The sequence below is a fragment of the Bacillus sp. FSL K6-0073 genome (genome assembly GCF_038006085.1).
Lineage (GTDB): Bacteria > Bacillota > Bacilli > Bacillales > Bacillaceae_G > Bacillus_A > Bacillus_A cereus.
On the sequence record NZ_JBBOUN010000001.1, the window covers coordinates 3,502,166 to 3,516,677 of the forward strand.

Genomic DNA, 14,512 nt, shown 5'->3' on the forward strand with positions numbered 1-14,512 from the left:
ATATCATTTTCACAGAATATTCATACTTAAAAAGACTTATTTTATCAGTAACTCAATCCAAATTTCACCTATACAAAAGTTATTTTATAATTTCATATGTACATAAATTTAAATAGATTTTTTATCTATTATTTTTTCTATTTTCCTTATCAATTTTAATACGAGTAATATGACAGCACTTTTCAAGTACCCTTCCTTTTTTAGATAAAAAGTCTACTAATACTAAACATCTATGTCCAACTCATACATAATTCTACTTACAAACTATCGGAGATGCAAAACTATGGGAATTTCTACTCTTTTATTAAATACCTTTATTATAATAATTTGTATCCTTAGCTATCACGTATTTTGGCTAGAGTTTAAAGAAAAAATAACATGTAATAATATGTTATTTTCTATCCTTTCCTCCATTGCTATTATTTTTTGTATGACTTTTCCTTTTCATTTACATGTGGGATTTATTTATGATTTACGTTTTATTCCTATTATATTAGTTTTTCTATATGGAAATACAAAAAACATTGTTTTTATAGGAATTTTATATCTTTCTTACCGGTTTTACTTAGGCGGAAATGGCGTTCTTCCATCATTTATTATCTTTACTATCATTTCTGTTATAACAATGCTCTCTCGTTACTTATTACCTATGTATTTTAAAGAAAAAAAGATATTATTAAGCTTACTTCTTATTTTAGTATGTACAGCTTCCCTTTCTATTTGCGGTATTGTAACTCAAATAAATACAGGAGGTAAAATAGACTCTACTCTCATAGAATTTTTATTAAATTATATAGTCATTAATATTTTCACAGTATTATTATCAGTTTATTTTATAGAGGAAATGATTGAGAAATATAAAATGAAAGAAAAACTGCAACGGGCTGAAAAATTTTATATAGCTAGCGAACTAGCAGCGTCAATTGCACACGAAATCCACAATCCACTAACCACGGTACATGGATTCACTCAATTATTAAATGAAAAACATGCCTCTAAGCTATCTCAGGATCAATACTTAGAAATCATGTTAATTGAAATGCAGCAAATACAATCTACTATTAATAACTATTTATCTTTAACCAAACCACAGAACACCCTAAAAGAAAAAATAGATATTAATCACATTTTAAATCAGGTGAAAGATACTATTTCACCACTCGCTCTATCATACAAAGTTGAAATCAAACAAAATAGTACAGATTCCTTTTATATAAATGGGGACCCCGAAAAATTCAAACTCTGTCTAAACAACATCATCCAAAACGGAATTGAGGCTATGAAAAATGGTGGATTATTACAAATAAATATACAAAAAGTAAAAGGAAATATCATAATTGATATTATTGATTCAGGAATTGGGATGTCATCTCAACAAATAAAACGAATTGCTTTGCCATTCTATTCAACAACAGAAAAAGGAACTGGGCTTGGTACTATGATTGCTTATAGTATTATTAGAGAATTAAACGGAGATATAGAAATAGAGAGTGAATTAGGTAAAGGGACACGCTTTTCTATTAGTATCCCTTGCTAATGTGATAACAATTTTCTGTTTAGTTAATTACATAAATGAATTTTAAGAATCCCGCTAGCTAGCTTATTTATTAATTATCTTAAATTCATATGCGTTAATTAAATATAATAAGGATCAGAGCCTATCTATTGTTACAGATACACTCTGATCCTTTAGTTTAATTCAATTAAAAACACTTAATATTTATAACTTTTCTTACATCGTGATGAAATACTAGTTCATCAATTTTATCTTATTTACTGATTAGATTGGTTTAATATAAATATAACATCTCGCGACACTTAATTTGTTATTATCATTAGAGACATTGCCTGCAGTTGTTTTTTCATTAAAGTACAGACCTTTTTCCATTCATTGAACAAGACAACTCCCCTTTTACTACTTCACTTCCACCGTATAATTCCCTGTCCCCCCGCCATACTGATACACATGTAAATAATACTTCCCTGGATACGTATAGTAACTACCTACTAGTTTACTCCCTTGTTGCTGAGCATACGTAACATAATTATTTAAATCTGCTTCAGAATAAAGTACCCAGTTCATTCCGATATTATTTTCATTCGTTACGTTAATTTGAAGGTTTTTAGCAGTCTCCACATTAATTTCAAAGAAATCACTTGTATCGCCATTTCCTAAACTAGCACGTAAAACTTGATTTAACTGCAATTTGTTTGCTGTTTGGAATGAGTTATTCGGTTCTTTTTCTACACTGTTATCTTCTTTCTTTTGAACAGTTACAGTCGCTGTAGCAGTATTAGTTGCTCCTTTATCGTCTGTTACCGTTAATTTCGTCGTATACGTTCCTTCTTTTGTATATACGTGAGTTGGATTTTGCTCATTACTTACTGCTCCATCACCAAACTCCCATTTATACGAAGTAATTTTCCCGTCTTCATCTTTTGATCCGTCGCTTGTAAATGAAATTGCTTCATTTACATTTCCGCTATACGGACCGTTTATAACTGCAACTGGTGCTTTATTCTCTGCACCTTCTTCTGTATTAATACCGTGGAACACAACATCATATTCAAATTGTCCTGATGTATTCACGCGATAATTTACGAAGTATGCTGTTACTGTTTTATAGCCTGTCCATTCCTTTGCACTTAAACGTTTTAACGTATCATTAACGTTTTGTGTAATTGTTTTCCAATCTTCATATTCTCCTTTTGCTGCAGTTCCTGTATATGTTCCTTGTAGTGTGAATGTATTAAAGAACTGTGATTTATTTTTCTTCACTGATACATTTTTCAATTTTGCTTCCGCTGTTATTTCTGCTGCAATATCTGAAACTGGCTTCGATGCATGATTCGCTAAATAATCGTCTGATACTAATGGCACATTATATTTCTCACGATTATCAACTAGCATTTGCATATAGTCTTGATATTCTTTATTTAAATTCGCATCTTTACTTAATGTAGAGCGATATGCATCATATGCTGTTACATCATTTTTCCTAATAAGATCATGTATTTTATCGAACATATCATATCTCTTATTGTACATATATGATTGTAAAGCAAAGGAATAATTATAGAAATCCCACGTTCCATACTTTGCATTTAACGTTCGCTCTGCCGTATAACGCTCTGCTGGATTTGAAGATAATCCTCCTATAATACTCTTTCTCGGTACAACATTATCCGTTCTCGTTGCCCCTGCAAAAAATTCAGCATTTCCTTCTTCAAACCAAGATAATCTTTCATTTTCATATATTTTCCCTTGTCCCCATAACCCTGGTACTTCATATCTACCTTGTAAATAATGCGTGAACTCGTGTCTGAATAATTCTTCTAAACTATAAATACTTTCTTCTGGCGTACGCTCATAAGTAAAGAACGTACCTGTTCCTTCTATATAAAGACCACCGTTATTCGTTTCATAACCGTACAATTGACGATTAAATTGATATTCTGCTGGGCTATTATAAATAACCATCGTTAATACATCATCAGGATTTCCTTTTTCTAAAGGTTGATCACTTTCAACCGTACGATGGAATTGTGCCTTTACTTCTTTTGCCGCCCAATATAAACGTTTTACTTTTTCTTCTGTCACTTTATCTCCAGCTTTTAAAACAATTGCCCCATCATCAAACGTATACGTTTTTGGCAAATATTTTTTCTTTCCATCTTCTCTTATTTGATCTAAATTCACCACTTTACCATTTGCATCTTTTCCGCCATAATTTGTTGCAATTTGCTCAGCAGCTACGAAATATTGCTCCCCTAAATACGGATACATTTTCATCGCATCTGTTACAACTTGTAACCCTTTCGTTCCTGTACTATGGAACGTACCGAGTCTACCTGTATAATAAATGCCATTATTAATAAGCCAACCGTTTTTTGCTGTAATCGTTCCCATTAATGCAAAACGACTTAATTCATTAATATAACTATCTATTTTCTGATACCATACTGTATCTTTCGGTGCTTTCCTCGTATCGTACAAATACGATTGAATGTCGTAATCAACACCTTGCATAATATCGTAAATAGCATTTCCAGCTGAAAGATTATCTGCTAATGTAGAAAAATTATCATTATATTGTTTAAAAATCTTTGCAGCCGATGTTATCGTTTCCACATCGCTCGAAGCGTTTCCTATTAACTTTCCGTATGATGATACCACTCTATTTTGCTCTAATGTACCCAGCTTGAAATTTGAATTGTTAGCCATCGCTTTTAATGCAGGTAAGCATTTATCATGATAACTCCGTTCATTTAATTTACTAAGTTCCGAATTATAAAATCCTAAATAAAATCCTGAACGTAATACCTCTACTAATGTCTCAATCCCTTTTGAATCATCCTTCGTATAGGCTTGTCCTTGCTGCTTCAATTTATCAATAATCGCCTGCACCCTACTATCATTTTGATAGAATGCTAGACTGTCTGTATTAAACTGAAATAGCCCCGTAATTTGCTCCCAATCAATTGTTACAAGTAAATCTACTAACTGCTGATTGCTTAATTGATTTAATTCAGCAATTGTATAAGTTTTCGCTACAGCTAATTGCTTACTTTCTTTTTTCACCTCAGGTGGTCTTTGTGATAAATCGGCAAATTGTAACCTTTTCTCAAAAGACTTGCTTTCGAGCACTTTCGATGAATGAGCTAATTCTTGTACTGGTAGTTGTACACCGACTGGCTCCATTTTTAGCACATTTCGATAAGAAACTTGCTCTCCCTTAGTATCTTCTGCCAAACTTACCCCTTGAAAACTCCCTAACATTAAACTAGCAAAACTTACCCCTACTAACATTTTCTTTGAATAGCCTTTCATGCTCTCCCCTACCTTACATTTTTAGTGTCCCGCTCCATTATTTTACTATTTTTACTTTTTGTCCTGTATTGAGAAAAAAACAAGGTAACGTTCACACATGTATCCATTCCCTGTAAAATTAACGCTTGACTTTCCGTGCATTTTATATCAAAAAAAGATAGATAATAGCAAAATTTCTGCTACATCTATCCTCGTTTTCAACACTATGATTTTAACTTTATAAACGTAACTTCCGGTAATGTTTGCATATGCTGAATAAACTCATTCTTTTCTTCTGACGATATATTTTTCAGTTGCATCCCTACCTTATAAACAGTTTCTGTACTTTGCTGTGAAGCTTCCACCTCATATGAGAGTATTGGGATGCCTTTCACTTGTAGTGTTTCTAATATTTGTTGTACCGCTTCATGTTTATTTACAAACATTTGCACTGTTATATTTTGTGGAAATAAAAATTGCACCTTAAAAATACGACTTACAATTTCTAAACCAATTAAAACGAGAATCGTCGCTCCAATGCCTACTACATACATTCCCGCTCCAATTGCTAATCCTATACCGGCAGTAGCCCATAAGCCAGCCGCGGTCGTTAATCCTTTCACCGCCTGCTTTTGAATAATAATTGTGCCTGCACCTAAAAAACCAACTCCACTAACGACTTGTGCTGCAATACGACTTGGGTCTAGAGACATATGCTCCTCAAACACAATATCTGAAAAGGCATATTTCGAAACAACCATTATTAACGCACTTCCTACCGCTACGAGGAAATGAGTCTTTAATCCAGCTTCTTTCGATCGAATTTCTCTTTCAATACCAATCATTGCTCCTAACAAGCCAGCAACACCGATTCGTATAATAAAATCAAAATCTACACTCACGGGCACTTCCCCCTTTCATTCATTATAGATAGATAAAACAAAAATTATCACAAATATCCATTTATCAACATGAAGGAATACTACTAAAATACACTTAATACTCCGACTGTTTTATGTTAATATTTAAAATATTAACATAAAATAAATAACTTCTAATTTTAAACCTCCACTAATTTTCTAAAAAAACAAAGATGGATTACATGAAATTAGGTTGAGAAACTTCAGAAAACGCTTTCATTTTGTATCATAATTTTTTATAAATACTACATAAACAAAGGAGCTTACTAACAATGAACGTCTCATTACTTACGCCTACTACTGATTTACAAGAAGAATACTTAGATTTCTATAACGAATGGAAAGATAGCGGTGAAACAATGATCCCGTGGGTTATCTCAAAAAATCCTGCCAACTTCCCAGCTATGGTTCAAGAACTTCTCGATGCGCATAAAGGAATAAATATCCCTAAAAATTGGGTACCAGACTCTACATATTGGCTTGTTACAGATGAAAATAAAATTGTCGGAGCTGTTAATATACGTCATAGTTTAACCAAACATTTATTTAACACTGGCGGTCATATCGGTTATGGCATTCGCCCTTCTGAAAGAAGAAAAGGTTATGCTACGAAATTACTAGCATTATCATTAGAAAAAACGAAGGAATTAGACATCACGAAAGTACTTGTCGTTTGCGACGCAGTGAATACCGCTTCTGAAAAAACGATTTTACATAACGGCGGACTTCGTGATGATGATTTCACTGAGGAAGATGGGAATGTAGTAAGAAGATATTGGATTGAGCTATGAATGATCACAAATAAGCGAGAAAGTGATTATACACTTTCTCGCTTATTTTACACTGCTTCTATTTCAAACTGCACTGTAATACCACTTGGATCTACCACCACAAACCCATTTGTAGTTTCATTTATTTCATGTTGTTTTTCTATTAATCTTTCTTTCACTTCATCTAACGCTTCTTTATACGGTAGTACAATCGTATACACTTTTAGCCCAGTTGCATGTACTGGTGGGTGTGGGTTGTTTACTCCGTTCCACGTATTTGCACCAATATGGTGATGATATCCCCCTGCTGAAATAAATAAGCAATCCTCTTCACGCTGTTGTACTTCAAAACCTACTGTTTCCACATAAAATTCATGTGATTTCTCTACATCAGCTATTCGTAAATGTACGTGCCCAACGACAGTATTAGCAGGCAAACCATCAAACTCATAATCAACGAGTGTTGCCAATTCTTTTAAATCAAGTGGTGTACTTCCTCCTGGCCCTTCTCCCCATTGATCGTGCGGACGGTCTGCATAAATTTCAATACCATTCCCCTCTAAATCTTGCAAATAAAAAGCTTCGCTATATGTATGATCACTTGCACTATTAAACCTTGAAATTGGTAAAATTTCATTTGAATATGTATAACGCCCTTCTTGCTCATCCGGGCTGTCAATTACATTTTTATTACGAAGAACCCCAAATAGCGCAGAAGCAAAAGCTTCACGAGTCGGAACTAAAAAGGCTACATGATATATACCAGTCGTACGCGGTTCTTGCAGTACCCCGTCCTCTAACTTTTCAAGAACAAGTAACGCGTTCTTTCCACCTTTTCCAGATAAATATGCTTTATTCCCCTCTTGCTTAATTACCTCTAATCCTACAACATTTTCATAAAAAGCAATTTGACGCTCTAAATCTTTCACTTTAAATTCAATATGACCAATACGTGTTTTCGGATGAATTTGTACCATGAATAACTCCATCTCCTTATCCCTATATTTTTCCATTACATATAACCGTTACTATGAAGGATACAACTAAAATCATCCTATGTAAATAAGAAAAGTCAGAATTTACATACATTTTTATTTTCATAATAAAAAAGCCACCTTTTCTAAATTTCAGAAAAGGTGGCTTTATAACTCTTATCTCATTTTATGTACTTCAGCAACTAGTTTTCCACCCTGAATGCCCATATAAAGCTTCACAGGTGCATCATTCGTATTTTCAAATACTAAATCTAAATATGGATATGCAATTGTAGCATCTCTTCCTTGTGGAACATAACCTACCGTTTTAGAATGTGTAGTTCTCTCCACCATTTTCAGGCCAGCTTGATCTGCTGCATTGTATAAAGTTGAAGATGTTTGACAAACACCACCACCATATCCATCTACTAATTTACCATCAACTATTTCTTTCCCTAATTGATATCCTTTATCTGGTGTTGTATCACCGATTAATGAATTAAAAGAGAAACGGTCTCCTTTTGCTAACACAACTCCATTTATGCTCGCTGCTGACAAACGAATATTCTCAATACGGCCACCTGTTGAACCACCTAAGTTCGTTTCATATCTACCAATTACCGTACCATTTCCTTGCGCATCACTTAATGTTGCGACTGGTTTTTTCTCCACGATCGGCAACTGATACGTAGCATCCCACATACCAACGTTTAACAATTTATCTACTAATTCTTTTTCCATTAATTCATAAGAAGGTTTTCCTTCTTGCCAACTTCCATCAGGTGCTATACGTGAAGGAACCATTTTTTTGTCGACGCTTTTTCCAACCTCACCAACAACCTTTGTTACAGACTTTTTAAATTTCGCTTCATCTTCAAAATAGCCTAAACCAGATAAATCTAATTTTTTCACTTCAGTACCAGTTCGACCATCAACTAAACTAATAGTATCCTGTACTTCTGCTTTAGCCTCTACAGTGTGCCCACCAATATCACTTACCAATGCAACATCACTTACTTTTGCACCACAGCCACTCATTATAGCTACACATAACACCCCAACTAATATACCCTTTACTTTACGGAACAATATACTCTCTCCCTTTCCCCAACATCACTATTATGTATTTATTTCATTTTTATGTATGTTTTGTTACAATCATTTTACAATATGTTTATAAAATGTTACAAGTTATTTTTCACTCTATATAAATTACTCTTTTCTTTTATAAATGTCTATACATATTTACATAAAAGTTTGAGTTTGATAGAATTGTAACTTTTATGTAAACTCTCCCTTTTATCCAGTATATACCATTAAACAAAAGAAATACAAATCAAAAACCCTCAAGCTATTTTTTATAAAGTGAAATTGTAATCAGTGGGGGTTTTACGGGCATCCCGACCTTCTTTGTTTCTGCTGAATTTTGACATGGGGGTCTTATTGCCCAGCAAATAGCGGGATAAAGAGAAATCCCGTCAACATAAATAGGTATTTGCCGTGCCACCGCTCCGCTTTTGCACATACATTATGGTGTATTCAACCTATTTTAAAGAAATGGAGGATGTTATTATGTATCCCTACAATCCATATGATCCATATAATCAATATGCGTACCAACAACCACAGTATGACTTACAAACACAATATCAATCTTATATAGATCAAGCAGAGCACACGAATCCATACGACCAAAATAGACAATTCCAACTTCCAATCTCTTTTCCTGGCACTGGAAATCGTCAATTAGAAAGACGCGTAAATGAGCTTGAACAAAGAGTACGTCAACTAGAAAATACAGTTGAGCGCCATACACGTAGACTCAACCGCTTAAACCAACGTTTACGCACAGTAGAAAACAGACTAAATATTCCTTTCGCAGCATTAGAAGACGGATTTTAATTGAAAAAATAAAAATTATATAAGGAAGGGGCTCCCCCTTCCTTATATAAATTGACGAAAGTTTTTTCCATCTCTATACTGATAAGAGTTAATGAAATGAAACAAGGTGATAAATATGGATTTTGAAATAAATTATCTTTCCTTTTATGTTGTACAAGTAGAAGGAAAAGGTGAAGCAGTTGATAAACGCTACAAACATTTTCAAACTTTAGACGCTGAAGAATATGAAGATAGCTCCTTAAAAGAATTTTTGAATGGTGAGTTATTAAAAATATCGAAGCGAAAAGTAGAACGTCATGCAAAAACAGAACAAGCCCCAACAAAAATTGGTCGCTTTATTGTAGAAGAAGGGCACGAACTTGATTCAAACCCTCATTACAACCTTTTTAATCGTATTCGCTTTGCAGAAACAAAAGAAAACTTTAAAGATATGAGCGAACCTCTCGTTTATACATATCTTGACACAAGCGCTGTACGTGGTGGTGTATTTTTAATTGCTCAGGCAAAACTACGCAAATACTTTGATGATCCATTCGTATTCGTAATGAAATGCGACTTTGAACCAAAGGTTGCTTCTATTTCTGATGAATCAACACTGATTCGTAACGTTGAAATGGCCATCACAACAAAGAATATGAAATCTATCCAATATCCGTACATGCCTGAAGAAGGGATGGTTGAAGTAGGCGAACTAAAAATTCATCAAGCATCACACGCCCGTTATTTTGAAGACTTCTTAAAATTCGTCGAGTATGAACGCTCTATGCCTGAAATTATGAAAACACAAGTAATGGACATGGTATATGACCAAATTGAAGATGTATTTGAAGAAGGTACGGAAGAACGCGAACAATTCGACCAAGCAATGGAAGTATGGGCTGCCAGTCCGAAACGCGAAATTATGGAACAATTTTCAACCGAAGAAGTAATGGAAGCTACCGCTCAAATCGTTGAGCATGCTCCTGAAGTGGAATTAAAACTAAAAGCCGATCATATCTCTGTGAAGGCGTTGCTTGCGGATTTCGGGGATCAAATACATATTGCGAAGGTAAATGATCGATATGTACTTATGATTGAAGCAGACACACTTACATTTGAAAAAGGCTTCTCTCCTATTGAGTTTCTGAAGCCGGATGAGCTGCAAGATGTGATTGAGCGGATTGAGAATAAGCAGCAGTATTCGTTTGATCCGAGCGGTATTGTGACTTAGGTTATATAGCGTGGCCACATAAATGTGTCCCAATTTGTGACCCAAAATGTGTATGTTTATTAATAAAAATTACGACTTAATATTGCTCAATAGTTTCCATATAACTGTTTTCATAGGACGCTCATTTGTAGCGTTCTTTTCTTTTATTAATATTTATGTGTCCATTGTTGGGTCACTTAAAATATACGGATACTGAAACGTCCTGTTTTCCGTCCTTTTATATCGCTGACCAACCACTTGTCCGGCCACTTCCTTCTATTATATATCCACTTTGTCCTCCGCCATATTTATCGACTGTACTCTCGATAATCTACGTTAACTCTCCTCCTCTTCCCCTAACTCTCAACCGTAATTCCTCCTCCGTTTTATCAGTGTATTGTCTCGTTATTTCCGTTTAAAATCAACGTTTGCCTTACTCTGTTCCTCGACTACTTACTAATATGGTTTTCCACTCGCTTAGTTAGCGGCAATTACTATCGTCCTCCACTTCTCGTAGCCAGTGGCGTTACTTTTCGTTTTTGCTCTTGACTTTAAGGTCCTTCGGTTTTTATCATGCCGAAGCGAAGTTAGGAAAACGGCTGGCAGGCGGACTTGTCCCCTACGTCGCTACGTTAAAAAATAAACGAAGCGCGTAAGAGAGACAAGTGTCTACGTTTTGCCATGCCTTGCTTTGTCAGTGTTCCGTATGTATAGACCCTATTCACTTGGCGATTTTCATCGCGCACGCCCTTCGCCTAAGGCTTGTCCACTACACAAAGCCACCCCTGTGCGACAAGCTGAACGTGTTCCCGAGCACCTTAATACTCATGGCTACCACCCGAACCTTTTAGGCGCATAAGCCAAGGTAAGTTCTCACCTACCCGCAACGCATGAATAGGAATACGTTACGGGGCGCTATCCTTGTAGGGACATGACAAGTGTCCCCTGCACGACCGATAGCAAGCCAACGTCAGTTTTTAGCGTGGTTTACAGGCAATTCCACGTTCGGAAATTACCTCCGTATCTCCTAAAAAAGACAATAGGAAACTAAGCCTCGTGTACTCCGTTTTTAAAAACGAATGATTACATGAGGCTATTCGGAGAAATTCCGTTATTCAATTGTCTTTCCGCATACGTGAATTCACGTATTAAAGTACATAAGCAATAAACATATCGATAGCGTACAACGTACCGCCTACTCCAAAGACTCCATAGTAGTAAATACGATCAGATAACGTCTCCAATCCGAAGTAATTGTTTAGCTTTGCGAACATAATACGTTACCTCCTTCATCTTCGTTGCGTAATAACTGAAACATACTAATAGTTGTTTTACTTATCGTCTGTTTCCTAATTAACGGTCCAGCTTTAAGTACTACGTGAGTAAATACGTAATAGTTCGCTTCTGTTTCGATGTAAACAATCGTATGTAGATAGCCTCCAACATTTAAGTTACGTACTTTAAACAGCAATACTCCGTTTTCTATCTCGATTGAATCTACGATGTTAGTAATCTCATGTCGTAATTCTTCGGGTAGTTCTTCGAATGTTATGAATTGAATAGCGTTTAGTAACGATTTAAACTCATTCATTTCGCTTATCCCCTTTCACATTACGTATGTGTAATTCGTTATTTATGATTTCATCTTACACTTGTGTAATTCGCAAGTCAATAGTTATTGACGAAATAATTACGAAACTGTAAGATGTAACTAAGGATAATTAGGACGGAGGTACTACTATGAAGGTGACGCCACGTTTGTCGGAGATTTTAGCTGAACGTAACTTACGTCAAAAAGATTTAGCAGAGATGGCCGGTACGACAGAGGCTACGATTAGTCGTTTCAGTCGTCAGTCACGTTATGAAATCGAAACATTGATTCGTATCAGCAATGCGTTAGAATTGAAAATCGAAGATTTATTCGTTGTGGAGGACGCTAAGTAAAGCGTTCTTTTTTATTGGAGAAATTTACCGCCCTTTTTGATATACTTAACATATACTTAACGTAGATATACTGTGGGGAGGTTTATTTATGGAATTACGAAAAACCGCGGACGGACAATCGTTTATGATTGATGTTGAGAAAAAGAAAGGGTCAGTTTTTGGTACAGCATCTCGTATACTATCAATACTCGCTGGTATCGGTGGATTTGTAATATCGGTAGTTTTATTTGTCACTCTTATTGGGATAATTATCGCCATACCACTATTTATAGTTTCAGCATTTCTTATTGCGGCTGGACTTGGTTATCAACGTGTTGAGTGTCCTAACTGCAATCGAAAACAAGGCGTACGTAAAGGTGCGGGACAATTTGAATGTAAGAGTTGTAAGAAGCTGACTTTAATAGAATGGAAATAAACGAAAAAAATCAACCGCCCTGTTGGGCGGTTCTTATTCTAGCCAATCAAACTATTCTTTTGTTTTATTTTTTAATATACTCGTACCACCATTTTCTTTCATCCATCCAAGCTGTAATCTTATCAAGCTCGCCATTAGGTAGTACTTCAGTTTGTAAGTACGCTAAACCAGTTAATGGATCAGAGACAACCTTCCCTTTTGTTCCACGCTCATTCATAGCGTTTACGACTTCCTGAACTAATGAAATACCAAACCCACCAGATTTAACATATTGATAGCCGCCATTGGCAATAGCTTGTTCTGGCTGCTTCTCTTCTGTAAACCAAGATAGCGGCTTGCTTCCAATTAATTCATTCAAATCACACTTTCCAATACCAGGTACATTTCCTGTTTCAGTGTATTGCCAAATATCACATGGATAAGCTGGTCTATTCCCGCCATAACGAGGAATCCATACAAAGTCAGATTTTACATTTGCCATTCCGAATGGAGCATACATATGATGGCCAACATATAAACCAACTTTCTTAGCACCTAATCTACGTAATTCATCGATAAAAGCCTGTGTACCTGCTCGCATGTCATCCATTGTTTTCACTTCTACATCAGCCACCCAGACTGTAGCGCTCTTGTCTCCACGGTTCCAAAAGTCACGAGCTTCTACACGTGCATCATTTTCAGAAACGAATCGACAAAATGCATAGTTACCAAAAGGAATACCATGTTGCTTCATGGCTTGTACATATTCTTTATACAATGGATCTACATAATTTGAACCATCTTGTACACGAGCGATTATGAAATCAATGTATTGTTTTGCTACAGGCCAGTTAATATCGCCATTCCATTTTGAAATATCTACAGTGTAACCCATTATTTATCGTCTCCTTCAAAAAGTTTTTGTTTAATTTCTGTTACATCTTTAGAAATAGATCCAAAAGCTTTTGCTTGTTCTTCAATAACTTCTTGGTTCTTTTGAATGACTGCCTGATACTGCGCTTCACGTTGCTCATTCTTTTTTTGCGTGGTAAAAAGCATCCACACAAATAATCCTGCGAATGCTCCTTGTTGAATAACTGAATTAAAAATTGCATCTTCCACTGTTTCCATCTCCTCTCAAGATAAAAAGAGAAGCGATATCGCCCCTCTTGATCTATGAATTGAATTTACTCAAAGCTGTATTTTATACAAAATAAAAAAAGACCAGCTATTGCTGCTCCTGCTCTGTTTGTGTGTTATTTTCATTAGTTGGTGTTGGCGGTTCTTGAGATGGATAATTCCCTGTAAGTGATGTATAACACTCTAAACAAATATTCTTTTTCGCAAACCCCATATCCAGTGGGTACAAACGCGCGCCACGTTTACATATTTCGCATCTTGTTGCAATACGGAAATATATCGTTCCATCCGTTTCCCCCCACACCTCTACTTTATTCGCACCATATAAACCGGCATTGTTTAGCATATCAAAAGGAATTCGCACAAATACTCCGTTTTCGTTTCTTTCTGAATCTACTAACCTACCAGCAAACGGAGCGCCTTGTCCTGCTTGTAAGGGATAACCTTGTAAGTCTTTGTAATCATCCAT

The 14,512-nt window shown here is 35.4% G+C and carries 15 protein-coding genes; 6 read left to right on the top strand and 9 right to left on the bottom strand.

Annotation, left to right across the window (positions count from 1 at the left end):
- Nucleotides 1-283: 283 nt before the first annotated feature.
- Nucleotides 284-1,537 carry a sensor histidine kinase gene (locus MHB52_RS17980; RefSeq protein ID WP_000513019.1) on the top strand — a complete coding sequence of 418 codons (1,254 nt, stop codon included), beginning with the start codon at nucleotides 284-286 and terminating at the stop codon, nucleotides 1,535-1,537.
- 378 nt (nucleotides 1,538-1,915) lie between these two features.
- On the opposite strand, the gene colA is transcribed toward MHB52_RS17980, so the two are convergent.
- Both colA and MHB52_RS17990 read right to left on the bottom strand, forming a co-directional pair.
- The gene (gene colA, locus MHB52_RS17985; RefSeq protein WP_061663835.1) at nucleotides 1,916-4,831 is read right to left on the bottom strand and encodes a collagenase ColA; all 2,916 of its coding nucleotides are present in this window, start codon (nucleotides 4,829-4,831) and stop codon (nucleotides 1,916-1,918) included.
- Between the two features lie 203 nt (nucleotides 4,832-5,034).
- Complete coding sequence (locus tag MHB52_RS17990; protein WP_000109721.1) at nucleotides 5,035-5,712, bottom strand: MgtC/SapB family protein; 678 nt, start codon at nucleotides 5,710-5,712, stop codon at nucleotides 5,035-5,037.
- 290 nt (nucleotides 5,713-6,002) lie between these two features.
- Here MHB52_RS17990 and MHB52_RS17995 point away from each other — a divergent pair, with 290 nt between their 5' ends.
- Nucleotides 6,003-6,521, top strand: a complete 519-nt coding sequence (locus MHB52_RS17995) for a GNAT family N-acetyltransferase (protein ID WP_061663836.1) — start codon at nucleotides 6,003-6,005, stop codon at nucleotides 6,519-6,521.
- 47 nt (nucleotides 6,522-6,568) lie between these two features.
- Here MHB52_RS17995 and MHB52_RS18000 read toward each other — a convergent pair whose 3' ends face one another.
- Both MHB52_RS18000 and MHB52_RS18005 read right to left on the bottom strand, forming a co-directional pair.
- Nucleotides 6,569-7,477 (bottom strand): VOC family protein, encoded by a 909-nt coding sequence (locus MHB52_RS18000; RefSeq protein WP_044795258.1) that lies wholly within the window; start codon nucleotides 7,475-7,477, stop codon nucleotides 6,569-6,571.
- A 174-nt stretch (nucleotides 7,478-7,651) separates the two neighbouring features.
- Nucleotides 7,652-8,563, bottom strand: coding sequence for a VanW family protein (locus MHB52_RS18005; RefSeq protein WP_000488971.1), 912 nt, complete (start codon nucleotides 8,561-8,563; stop codon nucleotides 7,652-7,654).
- A 483-nt stretch (nucleotides 8,564-9,046) separates the two neighbouring features.
- Here MHB52_RS18005 and MHB52_RS18010 point away from each other — a divergent pair, with 483 nt between their 5' ends.
- Nucleotides 9,047-9,376, top strand: a complete 330-nt coding sequence (locus MHB52_RS18010) for a hypothetical protein (RefSeq protein ID WP_000283715.1) — start codon at nucleotides 9,047-9,049, stop codon at nucleotides 9,374-9,376.
- Nucleotides 9,377-9,491: 115 nt separating this feature from the next.
- The gene (locus MHB52_RS18015; RefSeq protein WP_061663837.1) at nucleotides 9,492-10,586 is read left to right on the top strand and encodes a DUF3900 domain-containing protein; all 1,095 of its coding nucleotides are present in this window, start codon (nucleotides 9,492-9,494) and stop codon (nucleotides 10,584-10,586) included.
- 1,127 nt (nucleotides 10,587-11,713) lie between these two features.
- On the opposite strand, the gene MHB52_RS18020 is transcribed toward MHB52_RS18015, so the two are convergent.
- Together MHB52_RS18020 and MHB52_RS18025 are read right to left on the bottom strand one after the other, a co-directional pair.
- A complete protein-coding gene (locus MHB52_RS18020; RefSeq protein WP_170963246.1) occupies nucleotides 11,714-11,839 on the bottom strand; it encodes a DUF3961 domain-containing protein in 126 nt (41 codons plus the stop codon).
- Nucleotides 11,824-12,156, bottom strand: coding sequence for a hypothetical protein (locus MHB52_RS18025; RefSeq protein WP_061663520.1), 333 nt, complete (start codon nucleotides 12,154-12,156; stop codon nucleotides 11,824-11,826). The genes MHB52_RS18020 and MHB52_RS18025 overlap by 16 nt, the downstream gene beginning before the upstream one ends.
- A 149-nt stretch (nucleotides 12,157-12,305) precedes the next feature.
- Here MHB52_RS18025 and MHB52_RS18030 point away from each other — a divergent pair, with 149 nt between their 5' ends.
- Both MHB52_RS18030 and MHB52_RS18035 read left to right on the top strand, forming a co-directional pair.
- Complete coding sequence (locus MHB52_RS18030; protein ID WP_000869305.1) at nucleotides 12,306-12,509, top strand: helix-turn-helix domain-containing protein; 204 nt, start codon at nucleotides 12,306-12,308, stop codon at nucleotides 12,507-12,509.
- Between the two features lie 88 nt (nucleotides 12,510-12,597).
- Entirely contained in the window at nucleotides 12,598-12,924 is a 327-nt protein-coding gene (locus MHB52_RS18035) for a hypothetical protein (protein WP_061663519.1), read from the top strand.
- 64 nt (nucleotides 12,925-12,988) lie between these two features.
- Here the strand turns inward: MHB52_RS18035 and MHB52_RS18040 are convergent, their stop codons facing one another.
- The 3 genes from MHB52_RS18040 to MHB52_RS18050 all read right to left on the bottom strand — a co-directional run bounded on the left by MHB52_RS18040 (nucleotide 12,989) and on the right by MHB52_RS18050 (nucleotide 14,512).
- The gene (locus MHB52_RS18040) at nucleotides 12,989-13,798 is read right to left on the bottom strand and encodes a GH25 family lysozyme (RefSeq protein WP_061663518.1); all 810 of its coding nucleotides are present in this window, start codon (nucleotides 13,796-13,798) and stop codon (nucleotides 12,989-12,991) included.
- Nucleotides 13,798-14,025, bottom strand: a complete 228-nt coding sequence (locus MHB52_RS18045) for a BhlA/UviB family holin-like peptide (protein ID WP_061663517.1) — start codon at nucleotides 14,023-14,025, stop codon at nucleotides 13,798-13,800. Before MHB52_RS18045 ends, MHB52_RS18040 begins: the two co-directional genes overlap by 1 nt.
- A gap of 106 nt (nucleotides 14,026-14,131) precedes the next feature.
- Nucleotides 14,132-14,512 (bottom strand): hypothetical protein, encoded by a 381-nt coding sequence (locus MHB52_RS18050; protein WP_098607081.1) that lies wholly within the window; start codon nucleotides 14,510-14,512, stop codon nucleotides 14,132-14,134.

Coding starts and splice junctions, on each gene's coding strand:
- MHB52_RS17995 (WP_061663836.1), top strand. CDS start 6,003: ATGAACGTCTCATTACTTACGCCTACTACTGATTTACAAGAAGAATAC.
- MHB52_RS18015 (WP_061663837.1), top strand. CDS start 9,492: ATGGATTTTGAAATAAATTATCTTTCCTTTTATGTTGTACAAGTAGAA.
- colA (WP_061663835.1), bottom strand. CDS start 4,831: ATGAAAGGCTATTCAAAGAAAATGTTAGTAGGGGTAAGTTTTGCTAGT.
- MHB52_RS18010 (WP_000283715.1), top strand. CDS start 9,047: ATGTATCCCTACAATCCATATGATCCATATAATCAATATGCGTACCAA.
- MHB52_RS18020 (WP_170963246.1), bottom strand. CDS start 11,839: ATGTTCGCAAAGCTAAACAATTACTTCGGATTGGAGACGTTATCTGAT.
- MHB52_RS18000 (WP_044795258.1), bottom strand. CDS start 7,477: ATGGTACAAATTCATCCGAAAACACGTATTGGTCATATTGAATTTAAA.
- MHB52_RS18040 (WP_061663518.1), bottom strand. CDS start 13,798: ATGGGTTACACTGTAGATATTTCAAAATGGAATGGCGATATTAACTGG.
- MHB52_RS18050 (WP_098607081.1), bottom strand. CDS start 14,512: ATGGATGATTACAAAGACTTACAAGGTTATCCCTTACAAGCAGGACAA.
- MHB52_RS18035 (WP_061663519.1), top strand. CDS start 12,598: ATGGAATTACGAAAAACCGCGGACGGACAATCGTTTATGATTGATGTT.
- MHB52_RS18030 (WP_000869305.1), top strand. CDS start 12,306: ATGAAGGTGACGCCACGTTTGTCGGAGATTTTAGCTGAACGTAACTTA.
- MHB52_RS18025 (WP_061663520.1), bottom strand. CDS start 12,156: ATGAATGAGTTTAAATCGTTACTAAACGCTATTCAATTCATAACATTC.
- MHB52_RS17980 (WP_000513019.1), top strand. CDS start 284: ATGGGAATTTCTACTCTTTTATTAAATACCTTTATTATAATAATTTGT.